The organism is Microbacterium sp. TPU 3598, from assembly GCF_002356155.1.
Classification (GTDB): domain Bacteria; phylum Actinomycetota; class Actinomycetes; order Actinomycetales; family Microbacteriaceae; genus Microbacterium; species Microbacterium maritypicum_A.
Genome location: NZ_AP017975.1, coordinates 2,414,288 through 2,431,688 on the forward strand (window position 1 = coordinate 2,414,288; position 17,401 = coordinate 2,431,688).

Sequence of the window (17,401 nt, forward strand, 5' to 3'; positions counted from 1 at the left end):
ACGGGCGTGGCGGAGGCGGGACCGCCCCTGAGCCGACCTACCCTGGGGGCATGGGACGCTCTCCTTTCACTCTAGCCGCGGCAGTGACCGCCGCACTGCCCGGGGCGGAGGTCACGGGTGCCCGCGGTCTGAGCGCGGACGGCGACGGTCGATTCGACTCCGCCATCGCCTCGCTGGCGGACGGCCGTGAACTCGCGATCCGCGTCGCGGACGACGACGAGACGGCGCGCGAACTCGCCGCCGAAGCCCTCGCTCTTCGAGCGCTCACCGACGGCGCCCGCGCCATGCTGCCGTTCCGCGTGCCCGCCTACATCGGGGAGACGCGCATCGGCGAGGGTCGCGCGCTCGTCACCGAGCTCCTCCCCGGCTTCCAGATCGAGGCGGCCCTGGTGCCTGCGGGGCGCGGTGCCGCGCCGTCGATGGGAGCCGCGATCGCCGCCGTGCACGGCCTTCCCACCTCGGTCGTCCGGGGCGCAGGACTCGGAACCCGCACCGCCGAGGAGAGCCGCGCCGAGTTGGAGCGCCTGATCGACACCGCGGCGGCCACCGGGCGCGTGCCGGCACGTCTCACGGTGCGTTGGCGCGATGCCGTCGCCGACGACGACCTCTGGCGCTTCGAGTCCACCGTGGTCCTCGGAGGCGTGCAGTCGACCTCGTTCCTGTTCGACGACGATCCGGAGCGCGGGCCCGAAGTGGTCGGCCTCGTCGGTTGGCATGGGCTCGCGGTGGGAGACCCGGCGGTCGACCTCTCCTGGCTCTCCGCAGCTCCCGATGCGTCAGACGACGTCCACGCCGCGTATGCCCGCGCCGTCGACCGTGCCCCCGATCCCGGCCTCGAGGTGCGAGCCCGCCTGCTCGCCGAACTCGAGTTCGCACGCTGGCTCGTGCACGGCGACTCCATGCATCGGCCGGACATCGTCGACGATGCCGCCGCACTGCTCGATGCTCTCGCCGAGGGCCTGCGAACGGACGACCTCAGCATCATCGATGCCCGCGCTGCCGGCGTCGACTCCGCCATGGACGCGCTCGACCGCGTGCCCCGCGATGCCGTCGCCGAGGTCGACACCTCCATGCACACCGATGCCTACAACCCCGAAGAACTGTGGATCGAAGTCCCGGAGGAGGCGGAGTCGTCGCCGCAGGACACGGAGTCACTGGAACCGGTGCGCACCATCGACTCCGGACGCACGACCGACCGGGACCAGGACGACAGCGCTCACCGCACCGAGATGCTCAATGTCGAGACCGAGGATCTCTCCGAGGCGCGGAGCATCTTCGCGGGTACCCGTGGTTTCGAGCCCCGCGAACAGACACGTCCTTCCGCATCGGACGCTGCGGCCGAGTACGACGAGTCCGACTCGGACGAAGCTCAGCGTGCGGCGCGGGCGGCGCTCCAGCGCTGGAAGAGCTCTTCCTCCGAGTAGACACGGTCGCCACGGATGATCAGGTCGTCCGCGACGTAGTACAGCGCGACGTCGATGTCCTCCAGAGGCACGTCGAAGCGCCGATGGTACGCCAGACGGTAGAGCGCCAGCTGCAGCATCCGCTCCTCGCGCTCGTCTGCCGTTCGCGGAGCCTTCCCGGTCTTCCAATCCACGATCTCGATGCGTCCACCACGGTCGGCACGTCGGTAGACGGCGTCGAGCTTGCAGATGACGATGTGCGATCCTGCCACCTCCGACGAGGGAAGTCCGGCGCCGAGGGCGAAGTCGATCTCGATCTCGACGGCGATCGGCTGCAGTCCTCCCCATTCGCTGCGCTCGAAGGTCGCCTGCAGAGCGGCGAGATCGGCGGCATCTGCGGTCGCTGCCGCCCCCTCCCGCGTCTCCACCGTCGCCTGCGCGGGTTCCGACGCGATCTCATCCTCGTCGAGCTCCCAGAGGGCCTCATCCGGACGGCTGCCGACACCGACCAGCTCCGAACGCTGTTCCACCCAGGCGTGGAACAGCGTGCCGAGCCGGGTCTGCCGGTACGGTCGCTCGGGCATGGGTCTGACGATCGAGGAGAGCGTGCCGGAGAAGTCGGTGACGTAGTCCTTGAATCGCGATGCCGGGACGCGCGTCGGGGCGTCCGCGTCGGTTCCGCGCTGCCGCGCCGCACGCTCGGCCAGCAGGCGGGCGAGCTCCACCGACGGTTCCGCCGTTCCGCTGCGGGCGGCGTCATCCACGGCCGCGGCCGCCGCGGACACGACCTCTCGTCGTGCCCCCAACGGGTCGAGGGGCCACCGCAACGTCGAACCGGGGCCGTCATAGGGGTTGTCGTCGGGGTCGACCGCCTCGACCTCGTCGAGCCCCTGCACCTCGATGGCCTCGACCAGATAGGGGCTCGGGGTGCGCGGAGACTTCTGTCCTGCCCAATGCGCACCGCTGAGAAGCAGATCGGTGCGCGCGCGGGTGACCGCGACGTACGCCAGACGCCGCTCCTCCTGCTGCTGATAGGTCCGGTAGGCATCCTTGAAGCGTTTGATCGCGCCGCCCCGGGGATTCGCCTTCGTCGCACCACCGGACAGTGAGGCCTGCGCGAGCTTCTGGCGCTTGACGGGGTCGGCCTCGTCACCCATCGCCTCGACCGGATCCCACTCGAATCGGGGCAGCGCGTCGCGGTCACCGCGCAGAGCAAACGGAACGACTCCGAAGCCGAACCAGCCGGAGGTGTCGGAGACCCGGCTGGGAAGTTCATCGACCACGAGCCGCACCACGGCGACCGCGTCCCATTCCAGCCCCTTCGACCCATGGATCGTCAGCAGTTGCACGACTCCGGCCTCCGGCGGCTCGGGCCGGGGCATGAGCTCGTCGGTGCTCTCGGCCTTGTCGAGCCACGCGAGCAGGCTGCCGATGCTCCCCCGCTCGTCCGCCGCGAGGAAGGCTCGTACCTCATCGGCGAAGGCCCGCAGCTGGGTCGCGGCGACACGGGCCGGGCCTCTGGTCTCGTTGGCCGCCAACTCGATGTCCAGCCGCAGTTCGAGCTCGACCAGCCGGATCAGCTCGGGGATCGGCTGGGAGGACGCGCGGCGCAGTCGCTCGAGCATCTCCCCCGCCGCACGCACCCTCGCCCTGCCGTCGGGCGTGATGGACTCGAGGAGCCGATAGTCGTCGCGCACCGCACGCACCACGTCGACCGCGTCGATGATCGAGACCGCCTCGTCGGCCCCCCGCGAGGAACGCAGCCGCGCGCGCACCTCCTCGGGCAACGGAGCCATGGCGGGGTCGCGCTCGGAGAGTGTGCGCCCGAGGTCGTAGAGCGCCGCCATGTCGGCAACGCCGACACCGAAACGAGGACCCGTGAGAAGGCGGATGAGCGCCGACCCCGCGGTGGGGTCGTGCACCACGCGCAGCGTCGACACGACGTCGACCACCTCGGGCGTCGCCAGCAGACCGCCGAGGCCGAGGATGCGGTGCGGGATGCCACGCGCCGCGAGCGCGGCGGCGAACGTCTGCATGTGGCGTTTCGAACGGAACAGGATAGCTCCGGTGTGCGGCTTCGCGCCCGGGGACTCACCGGCGCTGCGGGCGTCGTGCGCGGCACGGCGCTCGGCGAACCATTCCGCCACGGCGGATGCCTCTTCGTCGACCGTGAACGGGTACTCGATGGTCACGGTGCCTTCCCCGGCGCCGGGGCGCGGTTCGAGCGGCGGCACGTCGAGCCCCGGGCGTTGCAGGGGTTCGAGCACGCGGTTCGCGATCCCGAGGATGCCTCGATCATTGCGCCAGCTGGTCATGAGGCTGTAGGTCTGCGCCGCTGTGGTGCTCGAGAACGTGCGGGAGAAGGCGTAGAGGTTGTCGGCGCTCGCACCTCGCCAACCGTAGATCGACTGATGCGGGTCGCCCACGGCCATCACCGCGGAGTCGCGGAACAGCTCGGCGAGGAAGCGGGTCTGGATGACCGACGTGTCCTGGTACTCGTCGAGCAGCACGACACGGTGCTGCTCGCGCAGTTCGGCCCGTACGTCGGGAGCCGATTCGACGATGTCGTAGGCCCCGCCCACCTGGTCGGCGAAGTCGAGCACGCCTCGGCGCTGTTTCTCGGCGATGTAGTCGCGCACGAGGCGGGTCAGCGTCGGCAGACTGAGCAGGTTCACCGCCGCCTTCTCGACGTCGGCGTTGCCCCGATAGGGCTCGAACGCGAGTGCCTGATCGCGGGCGATGTGCTCGGCACGGTCGAGGTCGACGCGGTGGTCGAGGGCATCGCCGGCGAGCCTCTGCACAGCGTCGATGACCGTGCCGAGCGCGAAATCGATGTTCTCCAGCTCGGGGAGGTCGCTGCGGAGCACCACTTCGCGTGCCAGCATCCAGGAGGCGGCCTGGCTGAGCATCGCCACGTCGGGGTCCCGTCCGATGCGCGCCGCGTGCTCACGGACGATGCCGTCGGCGAAGGCGTTGTAGGTCGAGACGCGCGGCCGGATCATCAGGTCTTCCGCAGCACGAGGGGTCACCGGATCCCATCCCGTTCCGCGGTGCGCAGCGAGTTCGTCGAGCACGTGCGCGCGCACCAGCTCACGCTGTCGGCCCGGCACGGCCTCGTCGACCCTCCGAAGTGACCCGTCCGCCACGATCTCGGGCAGATGCGGGAGGAGCCCCCGGCGTCCGTACTCGTCGATGACCGCGAGCCGATGGGCGATCCGTTCCGCGAGCTCTCCTGCGGCTTTGCGCGTGAAGGTGAGGCCGAGGATCTCGTCGCGGCGGACGTGCCCGTTGGCCACGAGCCAGACCACCCGCCCCGACATCGTCTCGGTCTTACCGCTTCCTGCTCCGGCGACGACCAGGGCAGGCTCCGGCGGCGCTTCGATCACCCTCTGCTGTGCGGGTGTCGGCGACGGTTGCCCCAGCGCAGCCGCGATGTCTGTGGCGGAGATGCCCGCACCGCCGCTCCACCCTGCTCCGCTCCGCTCCGGTCCGCTCACGCCCGTCATGAGCTCACCGCCGGCACCGTGTGGATGCGGCAGGGGTGCACCCGGCGCTGCGTGTCCGCACAGTGCGACTCGACCTGCGCGGTGAAGCTGGATGCCGACATGCCGCGAGCCGCATCCGACACGCGCTTCAGGAACGCCGTTCGCGACTCATCGTCGAGCGTGTGCTGATGGGCGATGCGGTAGTCGCTCCTGGCGAGTGTCTTGGAGACGATCACGAGTCGAGCGCCGGCCAGCGACGACGACGGCGCCCCCTCGATCAGTCCCTGCTGGACCGCCACCTGATAGGCGGCCAGCTGCGCGTGCTCGATCACACCGGAGTCGGATTCGGGATCATTCTTCCCCGTCTTCAGATCGACCACGACCGTCGGGCCGTCAGGACCGCCCGACATCGGCTCCCAGCCGCGGCCTCGAGCTGCCGGATGCTCGCCGGCGCCCGGCGGGTAGGCTTCCACACGGTCGATGTAGCCGTGGATGATCGCCTTGTGCGCCCGGTCCTCCCCCACCGCGTGCACCGTCGGCGCGATCTCCTCGTCGGTCGCGGGAGCCACGTCGACGGCGAAGCGGAACTCGACCTCACTGCCGATGACGCGCCCTCCCTCCCGGCGCACGTCGCCCAGGTAGGTGTGCAGCCGATCGACGAGCAGATCGGCACGACGTCGTTCCTTGCGCCCGATCCACTCGGTCTCGAAATCGAGCTCCGGCCAGTGCTCGGCCACGATCTCCCGCATCCGCTCGAGATCTCCTTCGGGTACCCGCTCCATCGCCTCGTGCACGATCGTGCCGATGCCGGCGGTCGGCGGCATCACGGTGTCGCCGCCGAGCGCCGAGACGACCCAGTTGAGGCCGCATTCCTCGTAGGACTCCATCTTCGAGGGCGATACCCGGGCTCCGGTGACGGCGAGATCGCGCAGCGGCGCCTGCGTCGATGGCGGGGTGATCCCGTACCACTCCGCCGGGTCGGCTCCAGGGACGCCTTCGCGAGCGAGGACGGCGAGCTGTGCCGCGGCGGCACGGCGCACGGGCTCGGAGACCGTCGTCGTGAGCATGCGTCGGTGCCGCGCGACGAGTCCGCGCAGGGTGAGCGGGTGCTCCGCCGAGGCATGCCGCTCGGGTGGTTCCGGCGCAGGCAGGAAGCCGAAGAACGGGCTGGGCGTGAGGTCGTCGTCGTCCACCGCCGTGATCAGGAGACGACCGCGTGCACGCGACACAGCGCGCACGAAGAGCCGGAGCTCATCGTGCAGTGCCGCACGTCGACGGTCAAGGACCCCTGGCGCCTCGATGGAGATCCCCGTGCGGGCGGCCTGGATCGCATCCGGCAGACGCCAGGTCTGCAGCAGACCGCCACGCAGCCGCACGTTCGGCCAGATGCCGTCCTGCACGCCGGCGACCACGACCGCGTCGAACTCCGTGCCGAGGGCGGTGGCGGGGGTCAGCAGCGTGACCTTTCCCGGCCGGTCGGGAGTCGACAGCGAATCCTCCGGAACCTCGCTGTCGAGGATGTCGCGCACGAAGACCTCGGGCCTCTCGTTCGGCGTGCGCTCGACGAAGCGCTTCGCGGCGTCGAACAGAGAGACCAGCGCATCGAGCGAACGAGCCGTCTCCGCTCCCGTCGGCAGCAGCGAGATCTCGCGCCAGGCGACCTGCAGCCGCCGGCCGTCGACGGCCCGAGCCTGATCCCAGACCCGCCACAGCAGGTCGTGGATCGTCTCCCCCGCCGCCGCGCCGCGGGAGAGCGCTTCGATCGTCTCGGCGAACCGTTCGGCCGTGCGCGATTCCGGAGCGTCGATCAGCGTGAGGTGCGCAGGATTCGCCATCGCCCGGCGCAGCAGTTCGCGTGCAGGCGTCGATCCTCCCTGCTCGAGTTCGACGTGTCGGAGGCGCGCACGCAGTCGCCGCAGCCCGATCGCGTCCATCCCTCCGAAGGGGGTGCGCAGCGCCTCCTCGAGTGCGGGCGACGTGCGCTCTTCGACCGGGGTGAGTGCCAGACGCACGATGCCGACGATGTCGCGTACGATCCCCTCGCTGCCGAGCGGGCGCTGCACACCGGCCGCTCGTGTCGGGATCTCCCTGGCGGCGAGTTCGGTCTCGAGTGCGGTGACCTGCCGGGTGTCGTGGGCGATGACCGCCATCCGGTCCCAGCGGATGCCGTCGGAGAGGTGCCACTCGCGCATGACGCCGGCGATGCGATCGAGCTCCTCATAGGGGGAAGGAGCAACGAACGTCGCGACTCCGGCTTCGACCTCTTCGGCGGTCACCGGCACCGGAGCGCGCCGGTGCTCGACCCGTCCGGACACGCCGATCGCCTGCGTCACGGTGCGGGTGAGCGCCGTGAGCGCCGGACGCTGGCGGTGCGGCCCGTCGAGTACGTGCACGTCTCCCAGCACGCCGGCGAGCTGGGCGAACAGCTCGGGGCTGGCTCCACGGAACGACCCGGATGAGATGTCGGGATCGCCGAAGGCGTGCACGGCGATCCCGCGGCTGCGCAAGGCCGTCACGACGGCGATCCCACCGCGGGTGAGCTCCTGCGCGTCATCGATGAGCACCACGCGCAAGGGAGCGAGCGGGCCGAGGGTGTTCGCGTCTGCCGTATCCAGGATGGTGCTCGCCTCGCTGAGCAGATCAGCGGCGTCGCGGTGCGCCGAGCGGAGCGCGTCGAGGACCATGCGGTACTCGACGAGGAACTCCGCCGTCGCCACCCACACCTCGTTTCCCGAGGCCCGGAGTTCCGCGGCGTCGACGCCGATCTCGGTGCACTCGGCGAGGAAGGCACGCAGCTCGGAGCGGAACCCCTTCGAGGCGCGCACGGAAGTGCTCAGCGCGTCGGGCCACCGGATGCGCCCGTCTTCCGCATCTCCGGCGAGCAGTTCGGCGATGATGCGGTCCTGATCGGCACCGGTCAGCAGCGCCGGCGGTTCGGCTCCTTCTCGCACCATCGCTCCACGGACGATCTGGAAGGCGAAGGAACCGAGCGATCTGGCCAACGGCCCCGGCGTCGCCTGACCGATGCGCACGCCGATCCGATCGCGCAGAGCCGTCGCCGCCTGGCGGTTCGGGGTGAGGGCGAGAACCTGTTCGGGGCGCAGCCCCTCGACGTCGAGCAGGTGCACGACACGCTCGATGAGGGTGCGCGTCTTGCCCGTTCCCGGCGCGCCGATGATGACGCCGGATGCCGACGGCTCTGCGGCGATCACAGCGCGCTGAGCGGTATCGGGTGTCATGACCTCCACGCTATCCGGACGTGCGGACATCGCAGCCCGCACCCGCCAGGCACGTCCGGGGTCGCAGTCGTCCGTGCTGTGCGCTCACGGCGAAACCGGTCCCCGCGGCCGATCCTGCCCGGTGCCCGCGGGGTAGAATTGGCGCAGTCCCCGAACTTCAAGGAGCACGCGTGGAAATCCGCATCGGCATCATCAACACCGGCCGTGAACTGAGCTTCGACACCGGCGCCAGCGCTGAAGAGGTCCGCACCCAGGTCGCCGCGGCGCTCGAGCAGAGCGCGTCGCACGTGAGCTTCGCCGACGTGAAGGGCAACTCCTACATCGTCCCGACCGCGAACCTCGCCTACATCGAGCTGGGCACCGAGGAATCGCGTCGCGTCGGCTTCGTCGCCTGACCGCGCGATGTACATCCTCCTCGCACTCATCGGCGCGTGCGCTCTGGGAATCGCCGCGCACTTCCTGATCCGTGATCGCGAGCTGCGCGGCGTCGCCCTGACCCCGGCGATCGCCACCGCCGTTTCGGCGCTCACCTACACGGGCCTGCAGTGGGCCGGTGTGGGCGAGGACAGCATCTGGCTGTGGCTCGCGAGCGTCCTCGGCGCTCCCGTCGTGGCCGCACTGGCGACCGTGGCCATCACCGGGATGCGCAAGCGCTCCGACGCGCAGAGCAGGGCGGCGCTGGGCATCTGACCCGTCGAACTGTGTCGCCTAGGACGCCAGTCCCATCGCGTCCATGCGACGAGCGTGCGCACCCATGAGCTCGGTGTAGACCGGTTCGATGCGCTCCTCGTCGATCTCGAGACGCTCGGGCCGCAGCGCAGAGCGGCAGACGAGGATCGTGTCGCCGACCAGGCGGCGCGCCCACATCGACAGCAGCGAACGCCACTCCTCGTCACTCTCGATCGTCTCCTGGATGATGGCGACGATCTCGTGTCGAGCGTCGTCCTCGCGGAGGATCTCCGCCACGCGCCGCCCGGTGTCTCCGTAGCTGGACGCCAGCGCGAGATAGAAGTCGTCGAGCATTCCGGCGGTGATGTACACGGCGAGAAGCGTCTCCCGTGGGCGCGCGCCGATGGTCTTTCGACGGAACGCGTCGAGGTTCTCCCGGAACGGGAGCATCAGTTGCGTGGGGTCGTCACCGTGCTCGGCGATGAGCTCCACGATCCCCCGATGCTTGGTCAAGGCGGCCCCTGCCGCACGAGACAGCGACTCCTTCTCGGAGAGCGCGGTCGTGGCGCGGATGAGACGCGTCAGCGTCTCGAAGTAGCCCAGTTGCAGATAGGCGGCCTGCCCGAGGAACCGATTGAGCTCGGGGGCGAGTTCGGCGAAATCGATGCGCGTCGCATCCCCCTGCTCGCCTCTGCCGCGCAGCGCGAGGGTGCGTCGCGGCGCGTCGTCGCGCTGCCAGAACCACTTAACCACGAGGTCGTCCTCCCGAGTCCACCACGACGTTCACAATACTCGTGCCGAACGCTCCTTCCTGGCCGGAGGCGCCCCTCGGGTAGGCTGGGCGTGTCCCCGCCGTCGGAGCGGGGCCCCGCGCCTGTGGCACAAGAGACGGCGTGGATCCGTTAACGTGGCGATCCCGCAGGCTCGCCGGACAGGCAATCTGAATAAAGTGACAACTTTCGCCGATCTCGGCATCGATCAGGACATCGTCGACGCACTCGCCGCCAAGGGCATCGTCGACGCGTTCCCCATCCAGGAGCAGACCATCCCCCTCGGCCTTCCCGGCCAGGACATCATCGGTCAGGCCAAGACGGGAACAGGCAAGACCTTCGGCTTCGGCATCCCCGTCGTCCAGCGCCTCGGCAAGGACCCGGAGCACGGCGTCAAGGCACTCATCGTGGTGCCGACGCGTGAGCTCGCGGTGCAGGTGTACGAAGACATCGACCTGCTCACCAGCAACCGCTCGACCAGCGTCGTCGCCATCTACGGCGGTAAGGCCTACGAGGGTCAGATCGACCAGCTCAAGGCCGGCGCGCAGATCGTGGTCGGCACGCCCGGTCGACTGATCGACCTCGCCGGTCAGCGCCTGCTCGACCTCTCGCACGCCACCGAGGTCGTGCTCGACGAGGCCGACAAGATGCTCGACCTCGGCTTCCTCGCCGACATCGAGAAGATCTTCCAGAAAGTCCCGGCCGTCCGTCACACGCAGCTGTTCTCCGCGACGATGCCCGGCCCGATCGTCGCCCTCGCGCGTCGCTTCATGTCGAACCCGATCCACATCCGTGCGAACGACCCCGACGAGGGCCTCACGCAGGCGAACATCAAGCACCTCGTCTACCGTGCGCATTCGATGGACAAGGACGAGGTCATCGCCCGCATCCTGCAGGCCGAGGGTCGCGGAAAGACCGTGATCTTCACCCGCACCAAGCGTGCGGCGCAGCGCCTCGTCGACGAGCTGAGCGACCGCGGCTTCAATGTGGGCGGCGTGCACGGTGACATGGGTCAGGATCAGCGCGAGCGCTCGATGGCCGCCTTCAAGGCGGGCAAGCGCGACGTCCTGGTCGCGACCGACGTGGCCGCCCGAGGCATCGACGTCGATGACGTGACGCACGTCATCAACCACACGATCCCGGATGAGGACAAGACGTACCTGCACCGCGCAGGCCGTACGGGCCGCGCGGGCAAGACCGGCATCGCGGTCACCTTCGTCGACTGGGAAGACCTGCACAAGTGGGCCCTGATCAACCGCGCCCTCGAGTTCGGCCAGCCCGAGCCCATCGAGACCTACTCGTCCAGCCCGCATCTGTACGAGGACCTCAACATCCCCCAGGGCACGAAGGGCCGCCTGGTGTCGGCGCCCAAGACGGAGTCCGTGAAGACCGAGCGCACCCGTCGACCCGAGCGCGCGGCCGACGCCGCCGCCGAGGGGACCGATGAGGGCGGCACCCGCCGCCGTCGTCGCCGTCGCAACAGCACGACTCCGGTCGGTTCGACCTTCACCGAAGGCGCGGCGGAGTCGACGTCCGGCGAGGGGCAGTCCGCACCGGCCGCCGATCGCGGTGCCGAGGGCGCGGGCACGCATGACGGTGCGGGCAAGGAGCACCACGACGGCAAGCCGGCTCCGGCACGTCGTCGCCGTCGTCGCCGTGGCGGTTCCGGCGCCGGCGCGGCTCCCGTCACCGGGGCCTGAGCACGTCACCGAGAGGGCGCATCCACCGGGTTCACTCCGGCGTATGCGCCCTCTCGCATGTGTGGACGCGGAAGCCGAGAGCCGGTTGCGGCGGGTTCACCGTCGGTCGCCGACATCCGGCTCCTGTGCGCGTGCCTCGTCGGCCGTGCGCAGCACGGCTGCCGGTACCTGCGGCGGATACACCCAGGCGACCAGCACGACCGAGATGATCATCAGCAGGAACCACGAGCTCAGCTTGCTCAACGAGACCGGCTGCCAGCCTCCGGCCTGATCCGGGTAGGCCCATGCGCCCGCCCACGTGCCGATGTTCTCCGCGAGATAGATGAACACCGCGACCCCGCCGAAGACGGCCAGGAGCGGCAGACGGATCGTGCGCCGCCACACCCGCGCGTGCATCACGGTGGGCAGCCAGAGCGCCACGACTCCCGCCAGGAGCACCCAGCGGGCATCCCACCACCAGTGGTGGGTGAAGAAGTTGAGGTAGATCGCCGCTGCGAGGACGGCCGTCATCCATCGCCGCGGATACCGCGTGAACCCGAGGTCGAACAGCCGATAGACGCGCACCATGTACGACCCGACCGCCGCATACATGAAACCGCTGAACAGCGGGACACCGCCGATGCGGAGGATCCCGTCCGCGGCATACGCCCACGACCCCACGTCGGTCTTGAAGAGCTCCATGGCGGTGCCGGTGATGTGGAACAGGACGATGACCCACAGCTCACGCCCGCTCTCCAGTCGGAAGACGAGCATTGCCACCTGGATGAGCACAGCGGCGATGGTGAGTGCGTCGTTGCGGGCGAGCACCGCATCGTCGGGGTACCACAGACGCGCGGCGACGATCAGGACCAGCAGCGCCGCCCCGAAGATGCACGCCCACGCCTGCTTGACGACGAACACCGCGAACTCGATCAGGCCGGCGCGGATGCCGTTCGACGGGGCATCGCGGAGGAGGCGATGAGCCCACGCGTCGACGCGTCGCTCGAGGGAAGTCGCTCGCTGCATGCCTCGGACGGTATCGGTCCCGCTCGACAGCTCGCCGGGAGATGACCGCCAGAATGCCGAGGATCAGGGAAAACGCGGGGCGGTACCCGTGCCGCGTGCTATGAGCCTGGCCACCATCTCGTCAGAGGTGGTGTTCTCGCCGGGACGGTTGGGCTTGCCGTCGCCGTGATAGTCGCTCGAGCCCGTGATGATGAGGTCGTGCTTCGCGGCGATCTCTCGCAGCAGCCGCTTGCCTGCCTCCGTGTTCTCGCGATGCTCGATCTCGAACCCGCCGAGGCCTGCATCGACGAGGCGCTCGATGAACGCCACGGGCATCATGCGGTCGCGCCCCGCCGTCACGGGGTGGGCGATGATCGCCACTCCCCCCGCCTCGGTGATCAGACGCACAGCGGTCAGCGGATCGGGTGCGTAATGCGGCTCGTAGTACCCCTCCCGTGGATGCAGGATGCCGTCGAATGCCTCGGTCCGATCCCGCACGATGCCCCGGGCGACGAGGGCGTCGGCGATGTGCGGACGCCCCACCGTCGCGTCGAGTGCCGTCTGCGCCACCACGTCGTCCCACTGCAGGTCGTAGTCCCGCCCGATGTTGCGGACGATCCGCTCGGCACGGCCGATCCGATCACCGCGGATGCGATCGGTCTCGGCCCGCAGCGCGTCATCCTCCGGATCGAAGAGGTAGCCGAGAACATGCACGCTGCGCCACTCGTGCTTCGCGGAGAGCTCCATCCCCGGGATGAAGGTCATCCCCCGTGCGACGGCGGCGTCTCCCGCCTCGCCCCAACCGGTCGAGCGGTCGTGATCGGTCAGCGCGAGCGTGCGCACCCCGTGCGCGTGCGCCTGCCGGACGACCTCGGCCGGCGACTCCGTGCCATCGGAATGGTTGGAGTGCAGGTGCAGGTCGGCGGGACCGGCGAATCCGTGGGACGAAGTGGCCATCCTCCGAGCGTACCGAGCGGCGACCCGCGCGGACGCGGAGGCGCACGGAAGCGGATGTCGAGGCAGGGACTTCACAGGCGACGCTCCTAGGCTGGTGGGGATGTTTCGTCTCCTGGGGATCCTCTTCACCGTGCTGCTCGCGATCGCGACGGCGGTCGTGGTGTGGCCGCAGTTCTTCCGTCTCGAGCAGACCTACCCGTTCGCGCAGCTCGTGTCCGCGCGCGGCATCGTGCTCGGCGGATTCCTCGTCGTCGCGGTGCTCGCGCTCCTGCTCCTGTTCGCCCGTCCGCTCCGCGGATTCGCCGCCTCCGTCCTGATCGTTGCGCTGCTCGGCGCCGGCGCGACCGCGGCGATCGGCGCCGTTCGCGGTTTCGGGGGATCACCACTCCCGGAGAAGACCGAGGACAGTGTCCGCGTGCTCACCTGGAACACGGCGGGAGAAGCGGTGTCTGCCGAGGTGATCGCCCAGCAGATCCTCGATCAGGGGGCCGACATCGTCGCCCTTCCCGAGACGACCGAGGCCGTCGGCGAGCGCATCGCGATCATGCTCCGCGAGCAGGGACACCCGATGTGGGTGCACCACGTGCAGTTCCGCCCGGATGTGCAGGACGGGCCGCAGTCGTGGCAGACGACCGTGCTGGTCGCCCCGGACCTCGGCGAGTACTCCGTGATCGAGTCGGCGAAGGACGGCACCAGCAACACCGGCTCGGTGCCCAGCGTCGTGCTCATGCCGATCGACGGCTCCGGCCCCACCATCGTCGCCGTGCACGCGGTCGCGCCGCGCATGGAGGAGATGCAGCAGTGGCGCAGCGACCTGCAGTGGATCGCGGATCAGTGCCCCCAGGGCGACTTCATCCTGGCCGGTGACTTCAACGCGACGATCGACCACATGGCCCCTCTCGGAGTCGAGGGCGGAGATATCGGCTACTGCCGCGATGTCGCGTCCCGCACCGGCAACGGCCTCACGGGTACCTGGCCGAACTCTCTTCCTGCCCTCGCCGGCGCCCCGATCGATCATGTGATGGCGTCGCAGAACTGGTCTCCGACGGGGTCGGTCGTGCTGGACGATGCCGGTGGCAGCGACCACCGCGCTCTGGTCGTGCAGCTCGAGCCCGCCGGCTGACTCCCGCACCCGCCCGCCAGGTGACAGACTGGAGGGATGAGCACAGGAGAGCGCGACACGATCGCAGAACCCACCGTCGAAGCGTCTGTCGACAACGGCACCACCAACCGCAAGCAGCCCTTCCCCCAGGGCTTCCTCGACACGATCTCGACCGGTTGGGCCGAACGCCCGGAGACGCTTCCCGCGCCGCGCGCCCAGGCGTCGTACGCGGCCACGCGTCGTGCCGCCGTCTCCGCGGCCTTCCCCGGCAAGCACCTCGTGATCCCTGCCGGCTCTCTCAAGCAGCGCAGCAACGACACCGACTACGTGTTCCGCGCGCATTCCGCCTTCGCACACCTCACCGGGTGGGCATCGGATGCCGAGCCCGACTCGGTCCTCGTCTTCGCACCGACCGAGACCGGCCACGACATCACCCTCTTCTTCCGCGAGCGCGCCGACCGCACGACGACGGAGTTCTACGCCGACGCCACGGTCGGAGAGTTCTGGATCGGTCCGCGACCGTCCCTCGCCGGCGTCGCCGCCGACCTCGACATCGCCACCGCCCATCTGGACGACAGGGAAGCCGTCGAGGGCGAACTGGTGCTCGACGAGGACGAGACCCTCACCCGCTTCGTCTCGGAGCTGCGGCTCATCAAGGACGAGTTCGAGATCGCCGAGATGCGCCGCGCCGTCGAGATCACGGCGAACGGCTTCGACGACATCATCCGCGAGCTTCCTGCCGCGACGGCTCATGCACGCGGCGAGCGCGTCGTTGAAGGCGTCTTCCACCGCCGCGCACGCGAGGACGGCAACGGCGAGGGCTACGACACGATCGCCGCCTCCGGCCCGCACGCCTGCTACCTGCACTGGACGCGCAACGACGGAACCGTGGTTCCCGGTGACCTGATCCTGGTGGATGCGGGTGTGGAGGCCGACAGCCTCTACACCGCCGACATCACGCGCACGCTGCCCGTCTCCGGCACGTTCACCGACGTGCAGCGGCGCGTCTACGAGACGGTGCGCGAGGCCGCCGACGCGGCATTCGCCGCCGCTCAGGTCGGCGTACGCTTCCGCGACGTGCACGGAGCCGCCATGAAGGTCATCGCCGAGCGGACGGCCGAGTGGGGTCTGCTGCCCGTCACCGCCGAAGAGGCTCTGGATGCCGACAAGGGCGGCCAGCACCGTCGGTACATGGTGCACGGCACCTCGCACCACCTCGGCATCGACGTGCACGACTGCGCCCAGGCCCGTCGCGAGATGTACTACGACGGCATCCTCGCCCCGGGCATGGTGTTCACGATCGAACCTGGACTCTACTTCCAGATCGACGACCTCACCGTGCCGGCCGAACTCCGTGGCATCGGCGTGCGCATCGAGGACGACATCGTGATGACCGACGACGGCCCCGTGAACCTCTCGGCCGGCATCCCCCGCACGGCCGACGAGGTCGAGGCGTGGATGGCGCGACTGCAGAGCTGACACCGACGGATGCATGAGGGCGAGCTCGCACTCGAGACCGAGGTCGCGGCGCACCTGATCGCGCGCCGCTTCCCCGAGCTCCGTGGCGAGACCCTGCGACCGGTCCCCATGACGGGCACGGTGAACAGGATCATCCGGGTGGGCGACGGACTCGTCGCCCGCTTCCCCCTCCTCGGGGCAGCGGCGCACGAGCTCGTCCGCGAGGCCGCAGCACTCGAGGAGTTCGCGGCGTCGAGCCCGTTCCCCGCGCCGTGCTCCTACGGCACCGCCTCCGCGTCGGAGGAGTTCGACTCGGCCTGGGCTGTGCAGACGTGGATCGAGGGTGACCCGGCGGATCCTGTGCTCTCCTCCACGTCCGAGACGCTCGCGCACGACCTGGTCGCCCTCATCCGGGCGCTGCGCACCGTCGACGTGCGCGACCGTGTGTTCGACGGCAGGGGCCGGGGCGGAGTCCTCAGCGACCACGACGAATGGGTCGCGACATGCCTGAGGCGGAGTGCGCATCTCTTCGATGCGGCCCGCGCAGGGCGGCTCTGGTCGGTGCTGCGCGAGCTCCCATCCGCCAGCGCTCCGGTGATGAGCCACCGGGACCTCACGCCGTTCAATCTCCTCGTCGCGGAGCACGAGGGCGATACCCGCCTGGCCGGTGTGCTCGACGGCGGAGACTTCGGTCCCGCGGATCCCGCACTCGACCTGGTCGCCGCCTGGCACCTCTTCGACGCGCCGGGACGACACCTGCTCCGCGAAGGCCTGGCTGTCGACGACCTCGAGTGGCGGCGCGGCGCGGGATGGGCGCTGCAGCAGGCGCTCGGGCTCGGATGGTATTACGCGGAATCGAACCCGCGGATGAGCGCACTGGGAATCTCGACCGTGGGGCGCGTGCTCGCGGACGAGGAGCTGTCGAGGCTCATCGGCTGAGGGGGCGTCCGACCGAGCCCCCTCGCTCCTCGGCGCCGCCGAGGGCGAACTCCGCCACGATCGGGGCGAGTGCGGCCCCGATCTCCGCGGCGGGGCGCTTGCGGCCCTTCACCTCGAAGGCGTGTCCCCCTCCGTCGATCCAGACGACGCGCGCATTCCGACAGGTCGCGATCGCCTCCTCGAACTGCGAGATCGGCTGGATGAAGGGATCGTTCGTCCCCTCCACGAACAGCTGCGGGACCGTGATCCCCGGCAGATGCTCGACGCGTGGCTTCTCCGGACGTCCGGGCGGATGCAACGGGTACCCGAGGTAGACGAGGCCGTCGACACGCATGCCCTCGGCGACCGCCATCGACGCCATGCGTCCGCCGTACGATTTGCCCGTCGCCCACAGGGTCGCCGAGGGATCGGACTCGCGTGCGAAGGCCGCGACGGCGTTCCATGTGGCGATCGCATGCGCGGCGGGTCCCGGCATCCGTCGCCCCTGCTCCACATACGGGAAGTTGAAGCGGAGGGTCGAGAAGCCCGTCGCGCTCAGCGCATCGACGTAGCCGGTGAGGAACGGATGGTCCTTGCCGGTCCCTGCACCGTGGGCCACGATCACCGTCGCCCCGTTGTCACCGGCTGTCCAGTCGGCGGACACGGCGGTGAGTCCCGCCGGGAGCGCGACCTGGATCTCGACCATCAGACGGAGA

Annotated in this window: 13 protein-coding genes; 7 read left to right on the top strand and 6 right to left on the bottom strand. The window is 69.8% G+C overall.

Features of this window, described 5'->3' with window-relative positions; all coding sequences use genetic code 11:
• The first annotated feature begins 50 nt into the window (after positions 1-50).
• Positions 51-1,424, top strand: a complete 1,374-nt coding sequence (locus MST3598_RS11450; RefSeq protein ID WP_029260319.1) for a hypothetical protein — start codon at positions 51-53, stop codon at positions 1,422-1,424.
• On the opposite strand, the gene MST3598_RS11455 is transcribed toward MST3598_RS11450, so the two are convergent.
• A complete protein-coding gene (locus MST3598_RS11455) occupies positions 1,370-4,909 on the bottom strand; it encodes an ATP-dependent DNA helicase (protein WP_051671205.1) in 3,540 nt (1,179 codons plus the stop codon). The two genes, MST3598_RS11450 and MST3598_RS11455, sit on opposite strands and share 55 nt — an antisense overlap.
• Positions 4,906-8,127, bottom strand: a complete 3,222-nt coding sequence (locus MST3598_RS11460; RefSeq protein ID WP_029260321.1) for an ATP-dependent helicase — start codon at positions 8,125-8,127, stop codon at positions 4,906-4,908. Before MST3598_RS11460 ends, MST3598_RS11455 begins: the two co-directional genes overlap by 4 nt.
• A 170-nt stretch (positions 8,128-8,297) precedes the next feature.
• On the opposite strand from MST3598_RS11460, the gene MST3598_RS11465 reads away from it, so the two are divergent.
• Both MST3598_RS11465 and MST3598_RS11470 read left to right on the top strand, forming a co-directional pair.
• Positions 8,298-8,522 (top strand): DUF3107 domain-containing protein, encoded by a 225-nt coding sequence (locus tag MST3598_RS11465; RefSeq protein WP_017828623.1) that lies wholly within the window; start codon positions 8,298-8,300, stop codon positions 8,520-8,522.
• A 7-nt stretch (positions 8,523-8,529) separates the two neighbouring features.
• On the top strand, positions 8,530-8,817 hold the full coding sequence (locus tag MST3598_RS11470) for a hypothetical protein (RefSeq protein WP_021199632.1): 288 nt from the start codon (positions 8,530-8,532) through the stop codon (positions 8,815-8,817).
• Positions 8,818-8,835: 18 nt separating this feature from the next.
• Here MST3598_RS11470 and MST3598_RS11475 read toward each other — a convergent pair whose 3' ends face one another.
• Positions 8,836-9,549, bottom strand: a complete 714-nt coding sequence (locus MST3598_RS11475; RefSeq protein WP_021199631.1) for a ferritin-like fold-containing protein — start codon at positions 9,547-9,549, stop codon at positions 8,836-8,838.
• Between the two features lie 196 nt (positions 9,550-9,745).
• Here MST3598_RS11475 and MST3598_RS11480 point away from each other — a divergent pair, with 196 nt between their 5' ends.
• Positions 9,746-11,266, top strand: coding sequence for a DEAD/DEAH box helicase (locus tag MST3598_RS11480; protein WP_021199630.1), 1,521 nt, complete (start codon positions 9,746-9,748; stop codon positions 11,264-11,266).
• A gap of 96 nt (positions 11,267-11,362) precedes the next feature.
• On the opposite strand, the gene MST3598_RS11485 is transcribed toward MST3598_RS11480, so the two are convergent.
• Entirely contained in the window at positions 11,363-12,271 is a 909-nt protein-coding gene (locus MST3598_RS11485; protein ID WP_021199629.1) for a DUF817 domain-containing protein, read from the bottom strand.
• A gap of 63 nt (positions 12,272-12,334) precedes the next feature.
• On the bottom strand, positions 12,335-13,207 hold the full coding sequence (locus MST3598_RS11490; protein WP_029260323.1) for a PHP domain-containing protein: 873 nt from the start codon (positions 13,205-13,207) through the stop codon (positions 12,335-12,337).
• Positions 13,208-13,307: 100 nt separating this feature from the next.
• Between MST3598_RS11490 and MST3598_RS11495 the strand changes: the two genes are divergently transcribed.
• Genes MST3598_RS11495 through MST3598_RS11505 form a run of 3 tightly spaced genes read left to right on the top strand, consistent with a single transcriptional unit; the run spans position 13,308 to position 16,706 of the window.
• A complete protein-coding gene (locus MST3598_RS11495) occupies positions 13,308-14,330 on the top strand; it encodes an endonuclease/exonuclease/phosphatase family protein (protein ID WP_029260324.1) in 1,023 nt (340 codons plus the stop codon).
• Between the two features lie 36 nt (positions 14,331-14,366).
• Positions 14,367-15,788 carry an aminopeptidase P family protein gene (locus MST3598_RS11500; protein WP_029260325.1) on the top strand — a complete coding sequence of 474 codons (1,422 nt, stop codon included), beginning with the start codon at positions 14,367-14,369 and terminating at the stop codon, positions 15,786-15,788.
• Between the two features lie 9 nt (positions 15,789-15,797).
• Positions 15,798-16,706, top strand: a complete 909-nt coding sequence (locus MST3598_RS11505; RefSeq protein WP_096359584.1) for a phosphotransferase — start codon at positions 15,798-15,800, stop codon at positions 16,704-16,706.
• Here the strand turns inward: MST3598_RS11505 and MST3598_RS11510 are convergent.
• On the bottom strand, positions 16,696-17,391 hold the full coding sequence (locus tag MST3598_RS11510) for an alpha/beta hydrolase family protein (RefSeq protein ID WP_051671206.1): 696 nt from the start codon (positions 17,389-17,391) through the stop codon (positions 16,696-16,698). The genes MST3598_RS11505 and MST3598_RS11510 overlap by 11 nt on opposite strands.
• Between the last annotated feature and the right edge of the window lie 10 nt (positions 17,392-17,401).